General features: G+C 73.1%; 23 protein-coding genes and 1 pseudogene. 12 read left to right on the forward strand and 12 right to left on the reverse strand.

Annotation, left to right across the window (positions count from 1 at the left end; all coding sequences use genetic code 11):
* Nucleotides 1-141: 141 nt before the first annotated feature.
* From ACFYZB_RS22540 to ACFYZB_RS22565, 6 genes are all read right to left on the reverse strand, one after another.
* Entirely contained in the window at nt 142-870 is a 729-nt protein-coding gene (locus ACFYZB_RS22540) for an FAD:protein FMN transferase (RefSeq protein ID WP_388761352.1), read from the reverse strand.
* 1 nt (nt 871) lies between these two features.
* A complete protein-coding gene (locus ACFYZB_RS22545; RefSeq protein ID WP_388761355.1) occupies nt 872-1,309 on the reverse strand; it encodes an FMN-binding protein in 438 nt (145 codons plus the stop codon).
* 16 nt (nt 1,310-1,325) lie between these two features.
* Nucleotides 1,326-2,663: a ferric reductase-like transmembrane domain-containing protein gene (locus tag ACFYZB_RS22550; RefSeq protein WP_388761358.1), complete on the reverse strand. Its 1,338-nt coding sequence runs from the start codon at nt 2,661-2,663 to the stop codon at nt 1,326-1,328.
* 288 nt (nt 2,664-2,951) lie between these two features.
* Nucleotides 2,952-4,319, reverse strand: a complete 1,368-nt coding sequence (locus tag ACFYZB_RS22555; RefSeq protein ID WP_388761361.1) for a PP2C family protein-serine/threonine phosphatase — start codon at nt 4,317-4,319, stop codon at nt 2,952-2,954.
* Between the two features lie 430 nt (nt 4,320-4,749).
* Nucleotides 4,750-5,616 carry a hypothetical protein gene (locus tag ACFYZB_RS22560; protein ID WP_388761363.1) on the reverse strand — a complete coding sequence of 289 codons (867 nt, stop codon included), beginning with the start codon at nt 5,614-5,616 and terminating at the stop codon, nt 4,750-4,752.
* 4 nt (nt 5,617-5,620) lie between these two features.
* On the reverse strand, nt 5,621-6,259 hold the full coding sequence (locus tag ACFYZB_RS22565) for a papain-like cysteine protease family protein (protein ID WP_388761365.1): 639 nt from the start codon (nt 6,257-6,259) through the stop codon (nt 5,621-5,623).
* 282 nt (nt 6,260-6,541) lie between these two features.
* On the opposite strand from ACFYZB_RS22565, the gene ACFYZB_RS22570 reads away from it, so the two are divergent.
* A complete protein-coding gene (locus ACFYZB_RS22570; protein ID WP_388761368.1) occupies nt 6,542-7,522 on the forward strand; it encodes a hypothetical protein in 981 nt (326 codons plus the stop codon).
* Here the strand turns inward: ACFYZB_RS22570 and msrB are convergent.
* The 4 genes from msrB to ACFYZB_RS22590 form a co-directional block, all read right to left on the reverse strand.
* Nucleotides 7,519-7,929: a peptide-methionine (R)-S-oxide reductase MsrB gene (msrB, locus tag ACFYZB_RS22575; RefSeq protein ID WP_388761371.1), complete on the reverse strand. Its 411-nt coding sequence runs from the start codon at nt 7,927-7,929 to the stop codon at nt 7,519-7,521. The two genes, ACFYZB_RS22570 and msrB, sit on opposite strands and share 4 nt — an antisense overlap.
* A 14-nt stretch (nt 7,930-7,943) precedes the next feature.
* Nucleotides 7,944-9,332 carry a UDP-N-acetylmuramate--L-alanine ligase gene (murC, locus tag ACFYZB_RS22580; protein ID WP_388761374.1) on the reverse strand — a complete coding sequence of 463 codons (1,389 nt, stop codon included), beginning with the start codon at nt 9,330-9,332 and terminating at the stop codon, nt 7,944-7,946.
* A gap of 157 nt (nt 9,333-9,489) precedes the next feature.
* Nucleotides 9,490-9,963: an indole-3-glycerol phosphate synthase gene (locus ACFYZB_RS22585; protein ID WP_351211161.1), complete on the reverse strand. Its 474-nt coding sequence runs from the start codon at nt 9,961-9,963 to the stop codon at nt 9,490-9,492.
* Nucleotides 9,964-10,133: 170 nt separating this feature from the next.
* Nucleotides 10,134-11,012, reverse strand: a complete 879-nt coding sequence (locus ACFYZB_RS22590; RefSeq protein ID WP_388761378.1) for a pyrimidine reductase family protein — start codon at nt 11,010-11,012, stop codon at nt 10,134-10,136.
* Nucleotides 11,013-11,049: 37 nt separating this feature from the next.
* Between ACFYZB_RS22590 and zapE the strand changes: the two genes are divergently transcribed.
* From zapE to ACFYZB_RS22635, 9 genes are all read left to right on the forward strand, one after another.
* Entirely contained in the window at nt 11,050-12,156 is a 1,107-nt protein-coding gene (gene zapE / locus ACFYZB_RS22595; RefSeq protein WP_388761381.1) for a cell division protein ZapE, read from the forward strand.
* A 611-nt stretch (nt 12,157-12,767) separates the two neighbouring features.
* Nucleotides 12,768-13,346 (forward strand): carbonic anhydrase, encoded by a 579-nt coding sequence (locus tag ACFYZB_RS22600; RefSeq protein ID WP_351211153.1) that lies wholly within the window; start codon nt 12,768-12,770, stop codon nt 13,344-13,346.
* Between the two features lie 8 nt (nt 13,347-13,354).
* On the forward strand, nt 13,355-14,836 hold the full coding sequence (locus ACFYZB_RS22605; RefSeq protein ID WP_388761385.1) for a SulP family inorganic anion transporter: 1,482 nt from the start codon (nt 13,355-13,357) through the stop codon (nt 14,834-14,836).
* A 101-nt stretch (nt 14,837-14,937) separates the two neighbouring features.
* A complete protein-coding gene (locus tag ACFYZB_RS22610) occupies nt 14,938-15,738 on the forward strand; it encodes a slipin family protein (RefSeq protein WP_351211149.1) in 801 nt (266 codons plus the stop codon).
* Nucleotides 15,739-15,748: 10 nt separating this feature from the next.
* A complete protein-coding gene (locus tag ACFYZB_RS22615; RefSeq protein WP_388761390.1) occupies nt 15,749-16,348 on the forward strand; it encodes a YbhB/YbcL family Raf kinase inhibitor-like protein in 600 nt (199 codons plus the stop codon).
* A 17-nt stretch (nt 16,349-16,365) separates the two neighbouring features.
* The gene (locus ACFYZB_RS22620) at nt 16,366-17,223 is read left to right on the forward strand and encodes a PPK2 family polyphosphate kinase (RefSeq protein ID WP_388761393.1); all 858 of its coding nucleotides are present in this window, start codon (nt 16,366-16,368) and stop codon (nt 17,221-17,223) included.
* A 107-nt stretch (nt 17,224-17,330) separates the two neighbouring features.
* Nucleotides 17,331-17,609 (forward strand): hypothetical protein, encoded by a 279-nt coding sequence (locus ACFYZB_RS22625; protein ID WP_351211143.1) that lies wholly within the window; start codon nt 17,331-17,333, stop codon nt 17,607-17,609.
* Nucleotides 17,610-17,839: 230 nt separating this feature from the next.
* The gene (locus ACFYZB_RS22630) at nt 17,840-19,363 is read left to right on the forward strand and encodes an FAD-dependent oxidoreductase (protein WP_388761466.1); all 1,524 of its coding nucleotides are present in this window, start codon (nt 17,840-17,842) and stop codon (nt 19,361-19,363) included.
* 106 nt (nt 19,364-19,469) lie between these two features.
* Nucleotides 19,470-20,324 (forward strand): polysaccharide deacetylase family protein, encoded by an 855-nt coding sequence (locus ACFYZB_RS22635; protein ID WP_388761398.1) that lies wholly within the window; start codon nt 19,470-19,472, stop codon nt 20,322-20,324.
* 160 nt (nt 20,325-20,484) lie between these two features.
* Here the strand turns inward: ACFYZB_RS22635 and ACFYZB_RS22640 are convergent.
* Together ACFYZB_RS22640 and ACFYZB_RS22645 are read right to left on the reverse strand one after the other, a co-directional pair.
* Nucleotides 20,485-21,087 (reverse strand): annotated as a pseudogene (locus ACFYZB_RS22640) (ABC transporter); the annotation flags it as partial.
* The gene (locus tag ACFYZB_RS22645) at nt 21,084-21,962 is read right to left on the reverse strand and encodes an ATP-binding cassette domain-containing protein (protein ID WP_388761401.1); all 879 of its coding nucleotides are present in this window, start codon (nt 21,960-21,962) and stop codon (nt 21,084-21,086) included. The pseudogene ACFYZB_RS22640 and the gene ACFYZB_RS22645, both read right to left, overlap by 4 nt.
* Before the next feature lie 77 nt (nt 21,963-22,039).
* Between ACFYZB_RS22645 and ACFYZB_RS22650 the strand changes: the two genes are divergently transcribed.
* Nucleotides 22,040-22,768, forward strand: coding sequence for a peptidyl-tRNA hydrolase (locus ACFYZB_RS22650; protein WP_388761404.1), 729 nt, complete (start codon nt 22,040-22,042; stop codon nt 22,766-22,768).
* On the forward strand, nt 22,765-23,403 hold the full coding sequence (locus ACFYZB_RS22655; RefSeq protein ID WP_388761407.1) for a TetR/AcrR family transcriptional regulator: 639 nt from the start codon (nt 22,765-22,767) through the stop codon (nt 23,401-23,403). Before ACFYZB_RS22650 ends, ACFYZB_RS22655 begins: the two co-directional genes overlap by 4 nt.
* Nucleotides 23,404-23,438: the final 35 nt, after the last annotated feature.

The following is a 23,438-nucleotide window of genomic DNA, read 5'->3' on the forward strand; positions in this document are numbered from 1 at the left end:
TGGCGGATTTCCGCCGCTTTCGGCCACGGTCGTCGCTGCGCAGCCCGTTGCGGGGAGAGTCTAGACCGCGAGTGTTTCAGCGTTCTGTCGGACGAGCGCCGGGTGGAGCTGCCGTACGCCGGGAGCGGGGGCGGATGCCGGTCAGCCGGCCGCCACCGGCAGGCCCGGGGTGCGGACCACGCGCCGTGCGGTGTCCACCGCGAACACCTCGCACCCCGGGCGGGCGGCGGCCCAGGCCGGTCCGTCGGCGCCCAGCGCGAAGGCGGCCGTGGCGGTGGCGTCCGCCTCGGTCAGCGTCGGGGCGACCACGGTGAGGCTGAGCAGGCCCGTGGCGGGGCGTCCCGTGCGGCCGTCGAGGATGTGGTCCCCGCGCTCGTACCGCCCGGAGGTGGCCACGGCCGCGTCGGTGACCGCCAGCACGGCACAGACCCGGTCGGCCTGTTCCGGGTGCCGGATCCCGACCCGCCACGGCCCGCCGGAGACCACCACGTCACCGCCGGCGTTGAGGCAGAACCGCCGCGCCCCGGCCGCCGCCAGCAGCCCGGCCGCCCGCTGCACCGACCAGCCCTTGACCACCGCACAGGGATCGAGGCCCCGGCCGGGCAGCCGCGCGTCGAAGGCACCGCCGGTCTCGGCCCGGTACCGCTCGCACAGGCCGAGCACCTCCTTCAAATCTGCGCTCAGCTCGTCGTCCGCCAACTCCCGGCGCCCGTACCGGGACACCTCGCTCCCGGGTCTGAACGGGCTGAAACGGGCGTCCACTTGGCGCAGCCAGGCGAAGACCCGGTCCGCGGCCGTGCCGAGGTCGCCCTCGCCGTCGTCGATCCGCAGCGAGACGGGGAACCCCATGACGTGCTCGACACGCCGCACCTCACGCTCCCCTGGCGTCGATCGCGGCCTGGAGCGACTCCCGGTATCCCTGGCTCGTGATCGTGGCCCCGGACACCGAGTCGATGTGGGCGCTCTGCGCCTTGAGCGTCTCCGCGACCAGCTCCGGTACGGCCCACCGGGTCTGCGGATGGTGGGGCGCCTGGAGCATCCGCACCGAGGCGATCCGGTCGCCCCGGAAGGTCACCTCCACCTGGAAGACGCCCTTCGTGGTGCTCACCGCGGTGCCCTGGACGACCTTCTCGGCCGGCGAGGAGGGCGAACGGGACGCGGCGGACGAGGGGGACGAGGCGGCGGACGGCACGGGGGTTGGCGGCACCGCGGGCTGTGCGGTCTCGACGGTCCCGGCCGAGGGATGGTAACGCCACACCGGTATCAGGCCGGCGACGGTGAGGACGAAGACGGGAATGGCTCGCTTCACGGTCGGACGTCCTCTCTCAGCCCGCGAGGCTGAAACGCTCGAAGTGGATCTGCCGCTTGGGCACGCCCAGGTCGGCCAGGCTGCGCAGCACGGCGGTCATCATGCCGGGCGGCCCGCACAGGAAGACGTCCCGTTCCCCGATGTCGGGGACGAGTCGCGCCAGTTCATCCGGGGCGAGCTTGTCGGGGGCGACCGGTCCGGTCACCAGGTGCAGCTCGGCGCCCTTGGTGAGGGCGAGGTCGCACAGCTCGTCGTAGAGAACGGCGTCGCGGTCGGTGGACACCCGGTAGATGACCACGGCGTGGCCCTGAAGGTCCTCCAGCAGCGCCCGGATGGGCGTCACGCCGACGCCGCCGGCGATCAGCACGGACTCCGGGCGGGTGCGGTGCAGGGTGGTGAAGGCGCCGTAGGGGCCCTCGGCGAAGACGCGGGTGCCGGGCTTGAGGTGCCGCAGGGCGGCGCTGCCGTCGCCGACCGCCTTGGCGGTGAGGCGCAGGGTACGGCCGTCGGGGGCGGCGGACAGGGAGAACGGGTGGGCCTGCCACCAGCGGTCCCGGGTGAGGAACCGCCAGAGGAAGAACTGGCCGGCCCGGGCGGGCAGCCGGTCCAGGGCGCGGCCGGTGACGTAGACGGAGACGACGTCGTCGGACTCGGGCACGACCGCCGAGACCCGCAGCCGGTGCCGCAGGTTCCGCCACAGCGGCAGCGCCAGCCGGCCCAGGAGGACCGAGCCGAGGGCGAAGCCCCACAGCGCGGTCCAGTACGTCCTCGCGGCGGGCGAGGAGGTGAAGGTCGTACCGGCCGCGACCTGGTGGGTGAAGGCGAGGACCACGGCGGCGTAGGTGTACAGGTGGATGAAGTGCCAGGTCTCGTAGGCGAGTCGGCGGCGTGCCCAGCGGGCGGAGACGGCGCCGACCACGACGATCAGTGCGAGCGCGACGACGGCGCGCAGCACGCCCTCGACGGTTTCGGCGAGGTTCACGAGCTGGTTCACCGGATCCATCGAGGACGCCTGGGCGTAGCCGAAGGTGATGAACACCGCGTGCGTGAGCAGGGTCCACAGGATCCCGAAGCCGGTGCGGCGGTGCCAGGAGGTCAGCCGGTCCATGCCGATCCGGCGGTCCAGCCAGGGCAGCCGGGCCACCAGCAGCAGTTGGAAGGCCATGAGGAGGGCGCCGCACAGGCCGGCGAGGCGACCCAGCACGATCAGCGGGTTCGAGGCGAATCCGGCCTGGACGAAGAACCGGGCCACAACGGCCGCGTTGACGGCCAGCAGGATGTACAGCCCGGTGCGGGCCACGGCCCGGGGGCGGATCGCGGTGGGGGGCGCGGGACGGGTCTGGAGGGTCGTCACGGACGCGGCTCCTTGATCGGGTCCTGGATGACCAACTTCGCCCGGCAACGCTGTCGTTCTTACTGTCGGACGACTTCCCCTCGAGTATCGATGTGGCCGGTGGGGACCGGCAGCTCGGACGGGGCCGGACGGGTGGCGCAGGATGCACAGGGATGCGCAGAGCAGGGCAAAGCAAAGCAGGGCAGGGCAGGGCAGGGCAGGGCAGGGCAGGCGGAGAACGTACGACCGCCGGTCGTGGACATCGCGCCCACGCGGCGGAGTGCCGCACATCGATACGGACGCACGCCCCTACGGCGAGACCGCGTCGGCCGAAGGCCCCTGTCGGCTGTGCGGCCGGCAGGCGAGCGCGGCGACGTCGTCCTCCGCATGCCGCACGTCCAGCCGCCCGAGGATGGTGTCCAGCACGTCCTCCAGCCCGCCCCCACCGGGAAAGCGCACCGCGGACAGCCGCTCCAGGGACCGGTCGATGTCCTCCCCCCGCCGCTCCACCAGCCCGTCGGTGAACAGCACCAGCGTCTCCCCCGCGCCCAGCGGGTGCGTGGCGGACTCATAGCCACCCAGCCCGGTGCCCAGCGGCGGTCCGACGGGGACGGGCACGATCGATGTCTCACCGCCGGAGGTGATGCGTGCGGGCGGCAGATGCCCCGCGCTGGCCAGCGTGACCTGGCGGCGCCCCGGGTCGACGCGGGCGAGCAGACACGTGGCGGGCCTGAGGTCCGGCTCCCGTGAGGCGATGTCGTCCATCTGCCGCAGCACCCGGTGCGGGGGCAGGTCGGCGGAGGCGATGTAGCGCAGCGAGGAGCGGTAGACGCTCATGTCGACGGCGGCCTCCAGGCCGTGCCCCATGACGTCGCCGACGACCAGGAGGGTCCGCCCGAAGTGCAGCCGTACGGTCTCGCACCAGTCGCCGCCGACCAGGACGCCGCCACCGGCCGGAAGATAGCGGATGGCGACGTCGAGGTTGGGGTGCGGGCGACCGGGCTCGGAGAGCAGGGCGCGCTGCAGGTCGCCGGCGGTGCGGTTGACGCTCGCGTAGGCGCGCGCGTGCCGGATGTGGGAGGCGGCGCGCTCGGCGAGCAGGCTGAGCAGCTCGGCCTCCGCGCGGCGCAGCGGTTGCCCGGAGCGGGCCCAGACCAGGACGCCGTACCCGTCCCCGCCGCTGGTCAGCGGCGCGCACAGCGCGATCCGGGTCCGGGAGGGGCCCGCGTACTCCAGCCAGGGCTCCCGCTGTGCGCCGAGCGCCGGTGTCCCCGCGTCGCGGGCCGCCGCGGTGGCCCACCGGGCGTCGGGCAACGCGCCGGCGTCCCCGGTGATCGACTCGTATCCGGACACGGTCTGGCCGGTCCGGCGCACCACGGCGGCCGTGCCACCGGCCAGCCGTACGGCGAGCCGGGTCAGCTCCGTGCAGGTCGTGCCCTCGTCGAGGGTCGTGCCTATCCCGGCCAGCGCCTCCCGCAGCGCGCCCAGCCGCGTGTCGCCGGCCGCCATGGCATCGGCGGCCGACTCGCTCCCCGCCCCCTCCGCGGAGCCCGCGACAGCCGCGGAGTCCCCGGCCCGCGCGGACGTCGCCGTCGCCTCCTGCCCGCCCTCGTCCTCGCGGTGGCGGCCGCTGTCGGCGGGCACAGACCTGCGACGGGACTGTATCCAGCGCGCCACACCCAACACCCTCACAGAATCTCAAACCGGAGCGAATGGGGCACCAACCTCATCCGTCCCACTACCCTCGGCAGACCCAGGACAGGCCATGAGCCGCGCTCCGGTGTCCGATGACGTTCATCTTCGACCGGGCGGGCCATGCCGGGGATCTCTTTTGCCAGATTCCCAGATTCGGACCGCCGAAGAGCGGATCGGGAGGGGCGGGCCTCGGCGGGCGTCAGCCGACGTGAGAGGGAGTCGTTGCAGTACCGCTGGTCGGTCGGGGCCGGATGTTCCTCCTCCTCGAAGACGGTCCTCGATGCGTGCCGGCACGGGCCCGGCGACAGCCGATCGATGGCATACGGTTCCCGGTTGATCACCTGGGACCCCGACATCGACACCACCGTCGTCCGGGCCCACCGGCACGCTTCCCGGGCGCGGGGCCGGAGGCTCAGCCGACGCGGCGCGTCCGCCGCATGCGGCGGACGCCGAAGCAGGCGCCGAGCAACGCGACGACGGCCGTGGCGGCGGCACCCGTGATGACGGCCGCGCCGACGGCGGCCCCGGGTGCGGCGGACGCGCGCGGAGGCGCGGCCGTACCGCCGTAACCGCCGCCCTCGCCCGCCCGGTCGTAGGCGGATCCCGGGAGCTTGTCGCCGTATCTCGCGTGGACCAGGCGCTGGTAGGCGGCCAGGGTCACGCCGCCGTTCCCCACGGCGTGCCGCGCGTCGGGGTCGAGCGGCAGCACACGGCCGTCGCGCAGCACGTACCAGGCGTCGGCCTGCGGCTCCCGGAAGACGGTTCCGAGGCCGTGCGCCCGGCTGACGTAGTCGGTCTCGTCACCGCCGGTCGCGATGTCGACGACCTTCCACCCCCGGGCCGTCCGTACGGTCCACACCGAGGCGACCCGGCCGTCCACGGAGACCGCCTTGCTCGCGACGAACTGCGGGTCGGCGACGGGGGCGCCCGGGCGTCCGGCGACGAACCCCGGGTCCAGGGAGTAGACGGTCACCGACGGCCCGACCAGGTGCGGCCGGGCCGCGCTCTGCGCGATCGCGCCGTCACGGGCGAAGAAGCGCGAGAGGGTGAGGAGGGTGGCCGGGCTGGACGCCGCCTCGCGCGCCCGAGCGGTGTCGGCGGCGGTGAAGGGCGCGGGGAAGCCGTCGGCGGCGGCCGCGTGGGCGGTGGCGGGAGCGAGGCCGAGGATCGCGGTGACGGCGAGCACCGCGACCGCCGCCCTCTTGCGGCGGGGCTCGCGGCCGGCGGGCGCGGGCCGGTTCGGTGTGCTGCGCTCCGGTGACGTGCGGACCGGGGTCATGGGGTCACGCTCCGATCCCGTAGAGCGAATGGGTCCACGTGAACGAGTCGTTGCTCACGTAGTAGTCGTAATCCCCCCAGTTGTAGCGGTAGTTGGAGGGCCACGGGTCGCCCCAGTAGACCAGGTGGCCGGAGGTGTCGTAGCCGTACAGCACGTGCATGTGCCCGCCTCCCGAGTTCCACTCGATGCGCGTCTCGACGGGGCGGTCGGAGTCGATCTCCTTCTGCACGGTGCCGTAGCGCAGATAACCGCTCACGTACCTGCCGGGGTTGATGCCCATCCAGTCGAGGGCGTTCTGCACGTCGTCCAGCGCCGCCTGCCAGTTGCCGCAGGCGCTGCCCTGGGGCCGGCCGAAGGCGGCGTCGCAGAACTGGTTCTGGGTGTAGTCGCGCCCGAACCACGACGCGATGGTGTTGCCGCTCGCCGCCCAGCACCAGTTGCTGTTCTGCTGCGCCTGCATGGTGATGCCGAGGCGCTTGGCGGCGGGAACGGCGGGGTGGGCGGCGACGCGGGACACGGCGGGCGGAAGGGAGACCGGAGCCGCGTGAGCGGTGGCCGCCGGCACGAGGACGGCCGTCAGGGCGGCGACGGCGGCGAGGACCGCTGACGCCGGCCGTCTGCGGCCGCGGGTGGTGGTGGACATGGCGTTCCTCCCAGTCGGGGTGGGGGTTGGAGGAGCGCGTCCGGACGCTGCGACAGCAGCATCGATCTCTTGTCGGGTCCTGGTCAACGACGTTGTCCACAGGGCTGGCGGCGAAGTGAACGCCACCCGTACGGTTGTGAACGCCACGGCAGGTACCAGCAGTTGGCAGCGCAACCAGCGCCCCGTTCCAGGACGGGGAAGTGAACGTTCACAGCTGAACAATCAGAGGGGGTCCTCTTGCAGGACCGCGGAAACCGTGACGAGGGGGAGGGAGGGGACCCGATGACAGCACGCAGCACCGATCGCCGTGCCACCCCGCACCCCGGTGACCCACCCCCCTCGTCCCGCCGCCCCGCCCCGGAGGCCGAACTCGCCGAAGCCCTGCGCACCGGCCCGTTCTCCGCCGCGCTCCGGGCCGCGCTTGCCGCACGCGGGCTGGCCCTGCACCGCGTGCAGCACCGGCTCGCCCAGCGCGGCATACAGGTCGGTGTGACCAGCCTCAGCTACTGGCAGCGCGGGGTACGGCGGCCCGAGCGGCCCGAGTCGCTACGCGCCGTCACGGCGCTCGAGGAGGTCCTGGAGCTCCCCCCGCACGCCCTCACCCGCCTGATAGGCCCACGTGCCACCGGCGACCGTCCCCCGGCCCGCCCGTACCGCACCCTCCTCGAACCCGCCGCCGCGCTGGAATCGCTGCTCGCGAGTCTGGCGGCACCGGCGGACGGCGGGCTGCACACCGTGATCCACTACGAGCACGTTCACATCGGTGCCCGTCGAGAGCTCGCCGCCCGCGACTCACACCATGTGGTACGGGCCCACCGCGATGGCGTCGACCGCTATCTCGCCATCCATCACGGCGACCCCGGCTGCGACACGGAACGGGTACGGGTACGCGGTCTCGGCAACTGCCGGGCCGGGCGGATCCGGCGCCACGGCGCTTCGGGGGTGATCGTGGTCGAGCTGCTCCTCGACGGGCGGTTGAGGGCCGGGGAGACCGCCGTCCTGGGGTACCGCTTCGAGGACGGAACCGGCGCACCCAGCCATGAGTACGTTCGCGGCTTCACCTACGGCGGCGGCCAGTACGTCCTCCAGGTCGGCTTCGACCGCGCCGCCCTGCCCGTCCACTGCCGCCGCTTCGCCCGCTCCTCGGCGACCGCCCCTCGCGAGGCGGTCGCCGATCTCACGCTGAACGCCCATGGCTCGGTCCACCTCGTGGAGCAGCAGATACGACCGGGCGTCCTGGGCATCACATGGGAGTGGGACTAGGACCGGTCGTCCGGCACCAACCGCAACGAGATCGAGTTGATGCAGTACCGCTGGTCCGTGGGCGTCGGGTAACCCTCCCCCTCGAACACGTGCCCGAGATGGGAGCCGCACCTCGCGCACCGCACCTCGGTGCGGACCATGCCGTGGGAGCGGTCCTCGACCAGTTCCACCGCGTCGGTGTCCTTCGGGTCGTAGAAGGACGGCCAGCCGCAGTGCGACGCGAACTTCGTGTCGGAGGTGAACAGGTCGGCGCCGCAGGCCCGGCAGGAGTAGACGCCCTTGGTCTTGGTGTCGGTGTACTCACCGGTGAAGGCCGGCTCGGTGCCGGCCTGCCGCAGCACGGCGTACTCGGCCGGCGTCAGCTCCGCGCGCCACTGCTCGTCCGGCTTCTCGACGTCGTACGACATGAGCGTCAGCCCCTTTACTGCGACAGGCGGTCCAGGATCAGCGGGCCCAGGTCGGTCACGTCGCCCGCGCCCATGGTGAGAACGAGATCGCCGGGCTTCGCCATTCCCGCGACGACCGCCGGGATCTCCGCCTTGTCGTGCACGGCGGTGACGTCGGCGCCGGCGGTTCGTGCGGCCTCGATGATGAGGTCACTGGTCACGCCGGGGATCGGGTCCTCGCGGGCCGGGTAGATGTCCAGGACCACCGAGGCGTCGGCGAGGGCCAGGGCCTGGCCCATCTCCTTGCCCAGTTCCTGGGTGCGGGAGAACAGGTGCGGCTGGAAGACGACGAGGATGCGGGAGTCGCCGGCGGCGGCGCGCATCGCCTCCAGGTCGGCGGTCATCTCGGTGGGGTGGTGGGCGTAGGAGTCGATGACCTGCACCCCGGCGGCCTCGCCCTTGAGCTGCAGGCGCCGCTTGACGCCGGTGTAGGCGGCGAGGGCGGGCGCGAGCCGGGCGGCCGGGATGCCGAGGGCGGCACCGGCGGTGAGCGCGGCGACGGCGTTGAGGGCGTAGTGGCGGCCGGGCACGGAGACGGCGAAGGTCAGCTCCTGCCCGTCCAGGACCACGGTGACCCGGCTCTTCAGTCCCTGCGGGACGATCGACAGCACGCGGACGTCGGCGTCCTCGGCCTCACCGTACGTCACCGTCCGCACGGTCCCCGCCAGCCGCCGGGTGAGTTCCCGCGCGCCCTCGTGGTCGGCGGAGATCACCAGGGTGCCGCCGGGGACGATCTTCCCGGCGAAGGTCTCGAAGGACTCGTAGATCTCGTCCATCGAGGCGTAGTTGGCGTGGTGGTCCAGCTCGACGTTGAGGACGATGGCGACCTCGGGGGCGTACTTGTGGAAGCTGCGGTCCGATTCGTCGGCCTCGGCGACGAAGATGTCGCCCTCGCCGTGCAGCGCGTTGGAGCCGGGCGCGTCCAGGTCGCCGCCGATGGCGTACGACGGCTCCAGGCCCAGCTCGGTGAGGGAGACGGCCAGCATCGAGGTGGTCGTCGTCTTGCCGTGGGTACCGGCCACGGCGATCGGGCGCAGCCCCTCCATCAGCGCGGCGAGGGCGTCGGAGCGGTGCACCACCGGGATGCCCAGTTCGGCCGCGCGGGCCAGTTCGGGGTTGTCCTTGCGGATCGCCGAGGAGACGACGACACAGCTCGCGTCGTCGGCGAGGTGCTCGGCGGCGTGCCCGATGTGCACGGTCGCACCGAGCGCCCGCAGCGCCTCGGCGGTCGCCGACTCCTTGGCGTCGCTGCCGGCCACCTTGGCCCCGCGCTGCGCGAGGATCTTGGCGATCCCCGACATCCCGGCGCCGCCGATGCCGATGAAGTGCGGTCGGTCCATGGCGGTAGGAAGGCCGGGTGCCATGTGGTTCTCCCCAGAGACGGTACGTACGAGAGCGGGCCCTAGCCTATGCGCTGAAGCACCGGGCTCCTTGCAGTGAGGGGCAAGGGCACCGACCCGCACGCGCTCCGCACAACGCACCGCACCCCCGGCGGCGCTCGTCGGCCGAGCAGCGGAGCGCCTACGCCTTGCTGTGCGAGAACAGCTTCAGCACCGGCACGCCCACCCTGTGCCGCGCCCGGGAAGCCCAGTCCCGGTGGAAGAACTCCTCCACGTAGTGCGGATCGGTGAGCACGATCACCTCGTCGGCGTCCACCTCGGCGACAAGGGACTTCAGCGCGTCCAGCGGATGGTCCTCCACCATCTGCCCCTCCGCCCGGCTCCCGGCCGCCCGCAGCGCCTGCACCGAGACGTCCAGGGCCTGCTGCCCGACGCTCCTGGCGTCCTCCCCCTCGGGCGTCTCGTGTTCGCGGACCGCCTCGTCGAGTTCGCCGAGCGCGATGTCGTCGATGGCCCGCAGCAGACGGTCGGCCTGGTCGCCGCGGGGCTGGAGGAGCACGTGGAATGCGACCGGCTCGTCTCCGTGCAAGGTGGTGACGAACTCCACGTCGGCGGCCGTCAAAGCCTTCTCGATCATCAGAACGCTGGTGAACACCGAACGCCTCTTCTCCTCCGTGGGCCCTGACCAGGCCCCTGCGGAAACCATCCTGCCCCGTGATCGCACGAGTTCTGCCGGTACCCAAGTCTGCCCTCCGCAAGCTAAACGGAACGGCACATTCCGACGATTTCAGGGCCGTCGATCCATTTCAGGGCCGTCGATCCGTTTCAGGACCGCCGGTAGCGACCGAACAGAAATCCGGCGTCCTCCAGGAGGGACGCGAGTTCGAACCGGTGCGGCACGGCGACCGTCGGCCCCCCGGCGATGCGCTGCGCGTCGCCCGCGGTGAGCATGGGCGAGAGGGTCAGGCACAGCTCGTCCAGCACCTCCGCGGCCACCAGCTGGCCGAGCAGCCGGGGACCACCCTCGGTGAGCAGCCGGGTGTGGCCGAGGGCAGCCAGGGCAGCCACCGCCCGGGCGGGGTCGATGCCGCCGCCCTCACCGGCGACCACCACCGTGGCGCCGGCCTTCTCGGCGGCGGCGACGCGGTCGGGGGCGGCCGCGGATCCGGTCAGGACCAGCGTGGGCACCAGGGGCGAGGTGAACAGCGGGAGCGAGAAGTCCAGGTCCAGGCTCGCGGTGACGACCGCGATCGCCGGGGCCGGGCCCTGTCCGGCGGCCTGACGGGCCTCGGTGAACTCGGCACGCGCGCGTGCGGGGCGGTACCCCTCCTGGCGTACCGTTTCCGCTCCCACCACGATCACGTCCGCGAGCGCCCGCAGGGTGCCGAAGATCCGCATGTCGGCGGCGCTGGAGATGGGCTGGGAGCGCCCCTCGTGCTGGGCGGCGCCGTCGAGCGTGGAGACCATGTTGGCCCGCAGCCAGGGCCGAGGGGAGCCCGGCGGCTCCGGGTAGGCGTAGGCGGCGGCCAGCTCGGCGAGGCTCCACTCCCGGTCGACGTGGGCGTCGTGCTCGGCGTGTCCGCCGGCACCACCGGGCGCATGCACCACCCGCGCCCCGGCAACCCCCCTCATCCCCTCACTCTCGGCCGTCCCGCCGGAGGCCTGGGCTGCTGTTTCGTCGGTCACAGGGAACAGGCGTCGCATGTCGTGCAGTGTGACACGGCGCTTAGCATGGATAACCGTGTCGTCCTCCACCACCGCCCCCGGATCCAGCCCTCTGACCGACGCGGCCCCCCTGTCCCTGTGCACCCGCGAGCCGCACGTCCCCGCGGACCGGCTGGTCGCCGAGATGGTCCCGCCCCCACGCTTCGACTCGGTCCGCTTCTCGACGTACATACCGGACCCGAACCAGCCCAGCCAGAGCGAGGCCGTGCGGGTCCTCGAGGGCTTCGCGGGCGGCCTCGGCGGGGCGCACGCCTCGGGCGCCGGCAGGCGCGGCCTCTTCGGCTTCGGCAGGGCCAGGGCGCCCAAGGCCCCGGCCGGCCCGCGCGGGGTCTATCTGGACGGCGGCTACGGCGTCGGCAAGACCCACCTGCTCGCCTCCCTGTGGCACGCCACCCCCGCCGAGCCCGCGCTCAAGGCCTTCGGCACCTTCGTGGAGCTGACGAACCTGGTCGGCGCCCTCGGCTTCCAGCAGACCGTGCAGACCCTCTCCGGCCACCGCCTGCTGTGCATCGACGAGTTCGAACTGGACGACCCGGGCGACACGGTCCTGGTGTCGACCCTGCTCGGCAAGCTGGTCGAGGCGGGCGTGGCGCTCGCCGCCACCTCCAACACGCTGCCGGGCAAGCTGGGCGAGGGCCGGTTCGCCGCCGCCGACTTCCTGCGCGAGATCCAGGGCCTCTCGGCCCACTTCCGCGCCCTGCGCATCGACGGCGAGGACTACCGCCACCGCGGCCTGCCCGAGGCGCCGGCACCCTTCACCGACGAAGAGGTGACGAAGGCGGCCTACGCCACCGAGGGTGCCTCGCTGGACGACTTCCCTCAACTGCTGGAGCACCTGGCCAAGGTGCACCCGAGCCGCTACGGCGCGCTGACCGACGGGGTGAAGGCGGTGTGCCTCACCGATGTGGCGCCGGTGCCGGACCAGTCGACGGCGCTGCGGCTCGTGGTGCTCGCGGACCGCCTCTACGACCGTGAGGTCCCGGTCCTGGCCTCGGGGCTGCCGTTCGACAGGCTGTTCAGCGAGGAGATGCTGAACGGCGGCTACCGCAAGAAGTACTTCCGCGCGATATCCCGGCTCACCGCGCTCGCCCGCGACGCGAAGGGACTCGTCCCGAACCACTAGTCCTCGCCCCGAGCCACCAGTTCTCGTCCAGAGCGACCACTTTCAGCCACGCGACCCGCACTTTTCACGCTCTCTTGCGCGCGTAACGCGCTGTTAACCCTGCAAATGACTTTGCAGGGTTAATCTGTTTCTTGACCAACCATTGACCAGTGCTTGGTTCGGGCGAGAGACGTGAACTTCCGGGAAGGGGGGCGCATGTTCCGAGGTACGGCAGTCCGGACCGCGCTCGCCTCCCTTGCCGTCACCCTGCTCGCCCTGCTGTGCTTCGCACCCGGGGAAACCTTCGCACCCGCGCACACTCTCAGTGAAGCCACGGCCAAGGCCGAGGCCGGAACTGCTCCTTCCGAACAGCCGGAGCCCGACGGAGCGGACGTGGTCCGAGGCTCCGCCTCCCGCGGTACGCGGGAGCACCCGCTCATACCCGGCCGGGCAACCGGTGCCGGCCCTCGCACCCGTCCGGCACCGCACACGGCCCGGCCCCCAGAGCCTCCAGAGCCCGTACCCCGGCAGCCCTTCAGGTCTTCCGCTGCTGACAGGCGCTCGGCTTTCCCCCACACCCCTTGTTCAAGTCCGACGCGCCCGCGCAGGCGCGCCAGGAGGAACCCACACACATGCAGCCCCTCATCGACAACGCCCGTACCTTCGGACAGCGCCCTGAGGAGTTCGCCAGGCTCGCCGAAGGCCAGTCTCCGCAGGTCCTGTTCATCACCTGCTCCGACTCCCGGGTCGTGCCGGCCCTGATCACGGGCGCCCGCCCCGGCGAGCTCTTCGAGCTGCGCACCGCGGGCAACATCGTCCCGCCCCACACCTCGCAGCACCCCACCAGCGAGGCCGCCACCATCGAGTACGCCGTTGAGGTGCTCGGCGTCCGTGACATCGTGGTCTGCGGTCACTCGCACTGCGGAGCCGTCGGCGCGCTGGTGCGCGGCGACGACCTGACCGCCGTACCCGCCGTGCGCGACTGGCTCGCGCACGCCACCCCGCGCCCGGCCGGCCGGGCCGAGGACCCGGAGGTCGCCGCGGGCGTGCAGGCCCACGTCCTGACCCAGCTGCTGCGCCTGCGCTCGTACCCGTGCGTCGAGCGGCGGCTGACGGAGGGTCGACTCCGCCTGCACGCCTGGTACTACGAGGTGCACACCGGCGCCGTACGGGCGCACCGCCCGCAGACCGACACCTTCGAGTCCCTGTGAGCGCGCCGATGACCAGCAAGGACACCCTCATATCCCGTTTCCCGTACCTGCGGCGGGACTTCGCCGCCTCGCTCGTCGTCTTCCTGGTCGCGCTGCCGCTGTGCGTGGGCGTGGCCGTCGCCTCCGGGGTCCCGGCCGAACTCGGCCTGGTCACCGGCATCGTGGGCGGCCTCGTCACCGGGCTGATGCGCGGCAGCAGCCTGCAGGTGTCGGGTCCGGCGGCCGGCCTGACCGTGCTCGTCTTCGAGGCGGTCAAGGAGTTCGGGCTGCCGGCGCTCGGCGTGATCGTGCTCGCCTCCGGACTCCTCCAGGTGGCGATGGGCCTGCTGAGGCTGGGCCGCTGGTTCCGCGCCATCTCGGTCTCCGTCGTCGAGGGCATGCTGGCCGGGATCGGACTGGTGCTCGTCGCCGGGCAGTTGTACCCGGCGCTGGCCGCCAAGGCCCCCGACTCCGGCCTGGGCAAGATCGCCGGGCTGCCCGGGGCGTTCCTGGACGCCCTGGGCGACGGAGCGGCACTGGCCTCGTTCGCGGTGTGCGCGGGCACGATCGCGGCACTGCTGCTGTGGAAGCGCGTCCCGGCGAAGGCGCGGGCACTGCCCGGCCCGCTGGCCGCGGTCGGCCTCGCCACGGTGGCCGTGTTCGCGCTGGACCTGCCGGTGGCCACGGTCGAGGTGCGGGGCCTGCTGGGCTCGGTCCAGCCCCCGCCGCTGAGCGCCTTCGGCGAGGTGGCGGGCGTCGGGCTGCTCGGCACGGTCGTCGCCTTCACGCTGATCGCGTCCGCCGAGTCGCTGTTCAGCGCGGCGGCCGTGGACCGGCTGCACTCCGGGCCGCGCACCGAGTACGACAAGGAGCTTCTCGCCCAGGGCGCGGGCAACACGATCTGCGGGCTGCTGGGCGCGCTGCCGATGACGGCGGTGATCGTGCGCAGCGCGGCCAACGTCCAGGCGGGCGCCCGTACCAAGGCCTCCCGCGTCCTGCACGGCGTGTGGCTGCTGCTGTTCGCCGCGCTGCTGCCGGGCGTGCTCGGGTACCTCCCGATCCCGGCCCTCGCGGGCATCCTGATCCACTCGGGCGCCAAGCTGGTCCCGGTCCGGGCGCTGGCCGTGCTGTGGCGCGAGCACCGGGGCGAGGCGCTGATCCTGGCGGTGACCGCGGTGTCGATCGTGGCGGTCAGCATGTTCGAGGGCGTGCTGATCGGCCTGGCGATGGCGGTGGTGAAGACGGCCTGGCAGGCCTCGCACGTCAAGCTGGAGGTCGTCGACAAGGGCGCGGGTCCGGTCGACGCCCACCTGACGGGCAATGCGACCTTCCTGCGGCTGCCGAAGATCCTGGACAGCCTGGAGTCGCTGCCCCAGGACCGACAGGTCCGCCTGGACCTGTCCGGCCTGCACCACTTGGACCACGCCTGCCGTACGGCCCTGGAGAACTGGGCGGAGCGGCACAGCGCGGTGGGGACGGAGCCGGTGAGACTGACGGTGCCGGCGGGCTGAGGGCGGCGAGGCGGCGGACCCCGCCCCGGCCCGGTCGGCCGGGAAGTGGCATATCGTTACAGCAGCGGACAAACAACAGACCTCTCGGTGAGGAGGTCACCATGGTCCAGGAGCTGTTGGGAGCGATCGCCGGGGCGGGGTGCGCCGGACTGGTGTACCTGGCGATGGCGGCCCGGGTGGTCAAGCAGTACGAACGGGGCGTGCTCTTCCGCCTCGGGCGCGTCGCGGGTGACGTACGAGCGCCGGGGTTCAACCTGATCATCCCCGTCGTGGACCGGCTGCAGAAGGTCAACATGCAGATCGTGACGCTGCCGGTCCCCGCCCAGGAGGGCATCACCCGCGACAACGTCACCGTCCGCGTGGACGCGGTCGTCTACTTCAAGGTGGTCGACGCGGTGAGCGCGCTGGTGAAGGTCGAGGACTACAAGTTCGCGGTGTCCCAGATGGCCCAGACGTCGCTCAGGTCGATCATCGGCAAGAGCGACCTGGACGACCTGCTCTCCAACCGCGAGAAGCTCAACCAGGGTCTCGAGCTGATGATCGACAGCCCGGCCGTCGGCTGGGGCGTCCAGGTCGACCGGGTGGAGATCAAGGACGTCTCGCTGCCGGACACGATGAAGCGGTCGATGGCCCGCCAGGCCGAGGCCGACCGGGAGCGCCGGGCCCGGATCATCAACGCGGACGCCGAGTACCAGGCCTCCAAGAAGCTGGCGGAGGCCGCCCAGCAGATGGCCGACACCCCCGCCGCCCTCCAGCTGCGGCTGCTGCAGACGGTGATGGCGGTGTCCGCCGAGAAGAACTCCACACTGGTCCTGCCCATCCCGGTGGAGCTGCTGCGCTTCCTGGAGCGGGGCAGCCAACAGGCCGCGCCGGACGGTGACGGGGAGCTCCGCTCGGGCTAGCGTGCCGGACATGCACAGGAGCCGGCTGATCACCGTGGCCGCGACGGCCGCGACGGCCGCGATGACCGTGGTGGCGGGCTGCGGGGGCGGCGGCGGACCGGCCGCCTCCCCCTCCCCCACCGCCACCGCCACCGCCACCGCCACCGCCACCGCCACGGGCAGGCTGACCGTCACCAGCAGTGCCTACGCCGAGGGCGGCACGATCCCGCGACGGCACACGTGCGACGGTGCCGACGTCTCGCCCCCGCTCGCCCTGGGCGCCGCACCCGCGCACACGGCCTCCCTGGCCTTCGTCCTGCGGGATGCCGATGCGTCGCACGGCACTTTCGCGCACTGGCTGGTGTGGGACGTCGATCCGCACACCCGGCAGCTGTCCGCCGGGGAGCATCCGCGGGGCGCGAGCGAGGGCCGCAACGGCTTCGGGAAGACGGGGTACGGCGGTCCCTGCCCGCCGCGCGGCGACCGGCCGCACCACTACGTCCTCACGGTGTACGCCGTGGACCGGCGGCTGTCGCTCGCCGTGGGAGCCTCGCGGGCGGATCTGCTGCGGGCGCTTTCCGGGCACACGGTTGCTGTGGGCACGTTGACGGGCCGATACGGCCGCAGCTAGTGCGGGAAGGGGTGGCCGTGGCGAAGACGAGGGACCAGGACCTCCGGGAGGCGCTGCGACTGCCGCCCGGGGAACCCGTCGACCTGGCCGCGTACGACACCCGGGCCACGCCCGGTGCCCCCGGCGGGAAGGGGGTGACGCTGGAGGACACCGCGCGTACGGGAGAGCGGCTGGCCGAGCTGCAGGAGCGGCTGTGGGCCGCGAGTACGGCGGGGGACCGGCGGCGGCTGCTGCTGGTGCTCCAGGGCATGGACACCAGCGGCAAGGGCGGCACGGTCAAGCACGTCATCGGCCAGCTCAACCCGGCGGGCTGCCGGATCCAGGCGTTCAAGGCGCCCACCGAGGAGGAGCGGCGGCACGACTTCCTGTGGCGGGTGCGTCCGGCCCTGCCCCGGCCGGGCGAGATCGGCATCTTCGACCGCTCGCACTACGAGGACGTCCTCATCGCCCGCGTCCGGCATCTGGCCCGGCCCGCCGAGATCGGCAGCCGCTACGGCCTCGTCAACGACTTCGAGCGGTCCCTCGCCGAGGACGGGGTGACCCTGGTCAAGTGCTTCCTGCACATCTCCCGCGACGAGCAGCGGCGCCGGCTGCTGCGCCGCCTGGAACGGCCGGACAAGCACTGGAAGTTCGATCCCGGCGACATCGACGAGCGCGCGCTGTGGCCCGCCTACCAGGAGACGTACCAGCTGGCCCTGGAGCGCTGCGCGGCGCCGTACGCGCCCTGGTACCTGATCCCGGCGGACCGCAAGTGGTACCGGAACTGGGCGATCAGCCGCCTGTTGCTGGAGCACCTGGAGGAGCTGGACCCGCGGTACCCGAAAGGCGACTTCGACCTGGCCGAGTGCCGGGAGCGGCTGCTGAAGGACGGCTGAAACCGGCGCGTCGTTGCCCAGTATGCGATATTTTCACACTAATCTCCATGACTGTAAGCGGTCGAACCATTACGCACCGCATCCACACTCACACCCATGGAGATGACATGCGCAGACTTCGCAAGGCCGCCGTCCTGCTCGCGGCGCTCGGCAGCGTGAGCCTCCTGCCCGCCGGCACCGCCTACGCCGGCGGAGGACACGACGACGAGGGCAAGGTCCTGCAGAGCACCAACTGCAAGGACCACGACCTGAATCTCGACGTCCTGGGCGAGGTCGGCATCCTCAACGGCCTGCTGGGCAACGCGCTCAACGGCGAGGGCGACCCGGGTGCCCAGGGCACCCACATCGGCTCGACCATGGGCTGCAACAACAGCGCCGGCAGGTAACAGGCCGGTTCGGACCCCATGACGGCGGCAACGGTGACAGGCCGGTCTTCCGGTGGGCCGGTCTGTGCACCCACCGCCGGCATGGAAGGTGTGGCGGCCTCACGCGCGCACGGGGCATGGACCCTGGCGAAACCGCACGCGCGCGTGAGGCCGCCGCGCCCGTGTACCACCCGGCGCCACGGCGTCGCACCGGCACGGTGAGCGGCGCGCCGGGCGGGTACCCGGCGGCCATGCACAAGCAGCGGCACGTCACCGGCTCGTACTGGCTCCGCACCGCACCGGGGCCCTCCCGTCCCGCACTGAGCGAGGACCTGGACGTGGAGGTGGCCGTCGTCGGCGCGGGCATCGCCGGGCTGAGCACCGCGCACGAACTGGCCCGTGCCGGGCTGGGGGTGGCGGTGCTGGAGGCCGGGCGGGTGGCGGCGGGGGTCACCGGTTGCACCACGGCCAAGCTGACCGCCCAGCACACCCTCGTCTACGACCGGCTGCGGCGCACCCGAGGCCTGCAGGGGGCGCGGCTGTACGCCCGTTCGCAGTCGGAGGCGATCGAGCACGCGGCGGCGCTGGTGGCCGAGCTGGGCATCGACTGCGAGTGGGAGGCGCGGGACGCCTACACGTATGTGCGGGACCGCGCGCGCGTGGACGAGGTGCGGGCGGAGGCGACGGCGGCGCGGGAGGCGGGGCTGCCGGCCGCGTTCACGACGGAGACGGGGCTGCCGTTCCCGGTGGCGGGCGCGGTCCGGGTGACCGGGCAGGCGCAGTTCCACCCGGTCAGGTACCTGCGGGCGATCACCGACGATCTCGTGGCGCACGGCGGTCGGGTCCACGAGCACACACGGGTCGTCGGGCTGCAGGAGGGCGGAGAGCCCTGCCGCCTGACGACCGAGGGGGGCCACACGGTCACCGCCCGGGACGTCGTGATCGCCACCCACTACCCGGTGTTCGACCGGGCGTTGCTCTTCGCCCGGCTCTCCCCGCGCCGCGAGCTCGTCGTCGCGGGCCCGCTGGGCGAGGGCCTCGATCCGGAGGGCATGTACATCACGCCCGAGGAGAACACCCGCTCGGTGCGTACCGCGCCGTACGGCACGGACGGGCGACGGCTGCTGGTCGTCACCGGGGAGCACTTCACGCCCGGAACCGGCGATGTGCGGGCCGGCATCGACGGCCTCGCCGCCTGGGCCGAGGAGCACTTCCCGGGGGTGAGCCTGGAGCACGCCTGGGCCACCCAGGACAACGACTCCACCGACACGGTGCCGCTGGTCGGCCCCTTCCACCCGGGCGCCCGGCACACCTGGGTCGCCACGGGTTTCGGCGGCTGGGGACTGAGCGGCGGCATCATGGCCGGGCTGCTGCTGACCGCGCTGATCACCGGGCGGGACTGCGCCTGGCACGAGCTGTACGACCCGCGGCGGCTGAAGTCCGTGGTGCGCGAGGCACCGTCGCTGCTGAGGACCCAGGCGGAGGTGGCCCGGCACTTCGTCGGCGACCGGCTGAAACCGCCGGCCTCGGTGGACGGCCTCGCACCCGGCGACGGGGCGGTGGTCCGGGCGGACGGCGGGCGGCTCGCGGTGCACCGGGACGAGGAGGGCGCCCTGCACGCACTCTCGGCCCGCTGCACCCACCTCGGCTGTCTGGTCGCCTTCAACCGGGCCGAACGCGCCTGGGAGTGCCCCTGCCACGGCTCACGCTTCGACGTCGACGGCAGGGTCGTCCAGGGCCCGGCGGTACGCCCGCTGGAGCAGCGCCAGATCTGAGGGGCCTGGGCCCGGAGACCCCGGGGCCCGCCGCGCGGGTGACCGCAGCGCCGCGCCATGCAGGCATATCGCCATACAAGCAGACATCCAGTTCTACGTTCGTACGGTGACCCCACGAGTACGCCGTATCACCGCCGTCTGTGTCCTGGGCGCGGCACTCGCCGCCTGTGGTGGCGCGGGTTCCACGGGCGGTGCCCGTCAGACCCCCGTCAAGTCCCCCGTCTCCGCCTCCCCGTCCGCCTCGCGTCCGCCCGTGCTGGCCCCGGGTCCCGGCGGCCTGACCCCGGTCTTCCAGCACGGTCCGCGCACCCTGGGCAAGACGGTCGCGCTGACCTTCGACGCCGACATGACCGCCGACCAGGGGCCCCGCGCCGCGGCCGGCGAACACTTCGACAACCCGGATCTCATCGGCACCCTGCGCACGCTGAAGGTGCCGGCGACGATCTTCATGACCGGCCGCTGGGCCGACGAGTACCCGACCGAGGCGCGCAGTCTCGGCCACGACCCGCAGTTCGAGGTCGCCAACCACTCCTACAGCCACTACGCGTTCACCGGCGACTGCTACGGCCTGCCGACCGTCCAGCCGGGCAGGATGCGCTCGGACGTGGAGCGGGCGTACGCCGCCCTGCACAGGGCGGGCGTGCCGCACGCGCTGCCGTACTTCCGCTTCCCCGGCGGCTGTTACGACCAGCGGGCGCTGCGCGCGCTGAGCGGGCTCGGGGTGACGGCGGTGCAGTGGGACGTGGTGAGCGGCGACGCGTTCGCCACCGACGCCGACGCGGTGACCAGGCAGGTGCTGGACGGCGTGAAACCCGGCTCGGTGGTCGTCATGCACTGCACCCGCAGCGCCGCCCCGACCACCGAGCGGGTCGTCCGCGCGGTCGTACCGGAGCTGCGGGGGCGCGGTTACCGGTTCGTGAAGGTCTCCGAGCTGATCGGCGAGACGGCCGGCCATCGGTGAGCCGTCCTGGGCTGGAGGAATGAGCGACGAGGACTACTGCACGGTCGTCGAATCGGTGAAACCGCCCGAGGCGGACGGGCCGCCCTGTGCGGAGTGCGTCCTGTGCCGGGAGCCGACGGAGTACCCGGAGTCGTACAAGGGCATCACGCTCTGTCCCCGGTGCGAGTGGCAGCAGCGGCAGTGGCGCCCGGCCGGTCTGCGAACCGGCGACGAGGCCGCTGACCGCGGCCTGCGCCGGGGAACCGGTGAGGACCACCGCGAGCAGCGCGCCCAGCAGCATCGCGGGCACCGCGCGGCCGGTGGAGCCCAGCAGCGGCCGGTTGGTGAGCGCACCCACGGCCGCGCCGAGCAGTGCGCAGGTGAGCGTGGCCGGCAGCCCGGCCGCGCCCGCCCGCAGCAGGGGCACGCGGACCTGGTGGCCGTTGCTCGCCGGATCACTGATCAGCGTCACCACCACGGTCGCCACCACCCCGAGCACCACCGACGCCAGCAGCGCCGTGAGCAGACCGGCGAGGTGCGCCCGGGCGGGGCCGCGGGCGGCGGCGACACAGGCGCGGGCCGCGTCCGGCTCGCCGGTGACGCAGATCCGCACCAGCCAGGCGGCCACCGGAAGCAGACCGGCAGCCGTGTAGCCGAGCGAGTCGAGGACGGGCTGGCCGCTCTGCACACCGATCCCGAGGAACGCGGCGTACATGATCACCGGCGGCAGCCAGCGCTGGGAGCGCACCAGCAGGTCGGCCTGGTAGCGCAGGAGTGCGGTCATGGGCGGCTTCCGGGGTTCGGTACGGGATCGTCCGGGGGCGGTGTGACGCTCACGACGTGCCAGGGCGGGCGGGCCGTGAGCAGGGTGCGCAGGACGACGTCGGAGTGGGAGGCGGGGACGGCGAGGCGGTAGCGGCCGGGAGCGGTCTCCTCGGCGGAGGCGGCCGTGCGGGCCGCGTCGGGCGGCAACTGCCCGCCGGCCGGCCCGCGCACGGTGACCACGGTGAGCGGCCCGGCCGGTGAACTCCCGCTGTCCGTACGGCGCTTGAGGCCGCCGTCGAGCACCGTGTACGTCGCGTCCGGTACCCCGGCCAGCCGGCGCGGGTCGTGGTCCACGAAGACCACGGCGCCCCCGGCGGCGGTCCGCTCGGCCACCGCCCGCTCCAGCTCGGCCCGTGCCGCCGCGTCCAGGCCGGTCCAGGCCTCGTCCAGCACCAGCAGCTCCGGCTCGCCGAGCAGGGCCTGCGCGACGGCCACCTTCTGGCTGCTGCCCTTCGACAGCTGGGCCATGGGCGTACCGGCGTACGCCCCGGCGCCGAAGCGCTCCAGCCAGGTGCCCGCGGCGCGTTGTGCCGTCCGACGGCTCAGGCCGTGCACCGTGCCGAGGTGGGTGAGGTAGCCGAGGGCGGTGAAGGGGAGGGCGGAGGGGAAGCGTTCGGGGACGTACGCGGTGCGGGGGCGGCCGGTGACACGGCCCTCGCTGGGGGCGTCGAGCCCGGCGAGGAGGCGGAGCAGGGTGGACTTTCCGGTGCCGTTCGCTCCCTCGACGCGGACGAGGGTGGCCGGGGGGACGGTGAGGCCGACACCTCGTAACACCCAGGGCCCGCGGAAGCCGTACCGGCGGCCCACGCCTGCCAGCCGTAGATCACGTTGCATGGGGTCATTGTGGCCGCTCGCCCCCACGCGTCGGAGCCCCGGACGGGCACTGCCCCGCGCCCCTTAGGGTTGGCTGCGTGAGCCATGTTCCAGCCTCCCCCGGAGACAGCCCCTTCCAGGTTGAGCGCACCCCGCGTGACGAGGCGCCCCAGTTCGTGCTGCCCCTCGTCGCGCGGATCGAGAAGAGCGCGCCGCCCGCGCGTACCGACGCGCTGGAGACGGCCGCCCGGGCGGTGCTGGAGCTGCTCGGGGACGCGCGGGCGCACGGGGACGGCGAGTGGGCCGAGGCGGTGCGGAGCTGGGAGGACGCGCGGATCCGCAAGGTCGTCCGGAGGGCCCGCGGCGCCGAGTGGCGCCGGGCCGAGGCGCTGCCGGGGATCACGGTGACCGGCAAGTCCGCCGAGGTACGGGTCTTCCCGCCGGTCCCGCTCGACGGCTGGCCCAAGGACCTGGCCAAGCTCCAGGTGTCCGGCACCGAGCTGGACGACCCGGAGCCGCCCGGAGCCGCCGACCCGGCCCAGCCGGTGCTGTGGCTGAACCCCGAGCTGGAGATGTCGGCCGGGAAGGCGATGGCGCAGGCCGGGCACGGTGTCCAGCTGGCCTGGTGGGCGCTGTCCGACGCGGAGCGCCGGGCCTGGCGGGACGCGGGCTACGCGCTTGCCGTGCGTACGGCCGACCCCGCCGACTGGGCACGGCTGACCGGCAGCGGGCTGCCGGTCGTCCGGGACGCCGGCTTCACGGAGATCGCGCCGGGCAGTTGCACGATCGTCGCCGACCACCCGGCGCTGCGCCGGGAGGGCCGATGACACGGGTCGACGGGCGGGTGGAACGGGGCAACCGCACCCGCCGCCTGGTGCTGCGCCGCACGGTGGACATCGCCTCGGTCGAGGGCCTGGAGGCGCTCACCGTCGGCCGGCTCGCCGCCGAGCTGGAGCTGAGCAAGAGCGGGGTGTTCGCGCTGTTCGGCTCCAAGCAGGAACTGCAGCTGGCCACCGTGCGGGAGGCGGCGCGGATCTACACCGAGCGGGTGCTGCGGCCCGCGGCCGAGGCCCCGCCCGGCGTGGGCCGGGTGTGGCGGCTGTGCGAGCTGTTCCTGGAGTACTCGCGCAGCCGGGTCTTCCCGGGCGGCTGCTTCTTCTACGGCGCCACGGCCGAGTTCGACGCGCGGACGGGGCCCGTGCACGACGCCGTGGTCCGTGCGCAGCGCGACTGGTCGGCCCATGTCGAGCGCACCGTCGAGGAGGCCCGTACGGCGGGCGAGCTGCGCCCCGGCACCGATAGTGCGCAACTCGCCTTCGAGCTGGTGGCGTTGCTGGAGACGGCGAACGCCCTGTCGGTGCTGCACGACGAGGAGACCGCGTACCGCAGGGCACGGGTGGCCATCGCGCAACGGCTGCGCGGTGCGGCGGTGGACGGGGTCCCGCTCCCCCCGTTCCCCTGACACAGGGCCTGCGTCGGAGACAGGTCACGCCTCCG

It is taken from the genome of Streptomyces sp. NPDC001852, assembly GCF_042891825.1.
Classification (GTDB): Bacteria; Actinomycetota; Actinomycetes; order Streptomycetales; family Streptomycetaceae; genus Streptomyces.

Coding starts and splice junctions, on each gene's coding strand:
- ACFYZB_RS22600 (WP_351211153.1), top strand. CDS start 12,768: ATGCAGCCCCTCATCGACAACGCCCGTACCTTCGGACAGCGCCCTGAG.
- ACFYZB_RS22560 (WP_388761363.1), bottom strand. CDS start 5,616: ATGACCCCGGTCCGCACGTCACCGGAGCGCAGCACACCGAACCGGCCC.
- ACFYZB_RS22605 (WP_388761385.1), top strand. CDS start 13,355: ATGACCAGCAAGGACACCCTCATATCCCGTTTCCCGTACCTGCGGCGG.
- ACFYZB_RS22630 (WP_388761466.1), top strand. CDS start 17,840: ATGCACAAGCAGCGGCACGTCACCGGCTCGTACTGGCTCCGCACCGCA.
- ACFYZB_RS22570 (WP_388761368.1), top strand. CDS start 6,542: ATGACAGCACGCAGCACCGATCGCCGTGCCACCCCGCACCCCGGTGAC.
- murC (WP_388761374.1), bottom strand. CDS start 9,332: ATGGCACCCGGCCTTCCTACCGCCATGGACCGACCGCACTTCATCGGC.
- ACFYZB_RS22610 (WP_351211149.1), top strand. CDS start 14,938: ATGGTCCAGGAGCTGTTGGGAGCGATCGCCGGGGCGGGGTGCGCCGGA.
- ACFYZB_RS22590 (WP_388761378.1), bottom strand. CDS start 11,012: ATGCGACGCCTGTTCCCTGTGACCGACGAAACAGCAGCCCAGGCCTCC.
- ACFYZB_RS22565 (WP_388761365.1), bottom strand. CDS start 6,259: ATGTCCACCACCACCCGCGGCCGCAGACGGCCGGCGTCAGCGGTCCTC.
- ACFYZB_RS22645 (WP_388761401.1), bottom strand. CDS start 21,962: ATGCAACGTGATCTACGGCTGGCAGGCGTGGGCCGCCGGTACGGCTTC.
- ACFYZB_RS22655 (WP_388761407.1), top strand. CDS start 22,765: ATGACACGGGTCGACGGGCGGGTGGAACGGGGCAACCGCACCCGCCGC.
- ACFYZB_RS22625 (WP_351211143.1), top strand. CDS start 17,331: ATGCGCAGACTTCGCAAGGCCGCCGTCCTGCTCGCGGCGCTCGGCAGC.
- ACFYZB_RS22615 (WP_388761390.1), top strand. CDS start 15,749: ATGCACAGGAGCCGGCTGATCACCGTGGCCGCGACGGCCGCGACGGCC.
- msrB (WP_388761371.1), bottom strand. CDS start 7,929: ATGTCGTACGACGTCGAGAAGCCGGACGAGCAGTGGCGCGCGGAGCTG.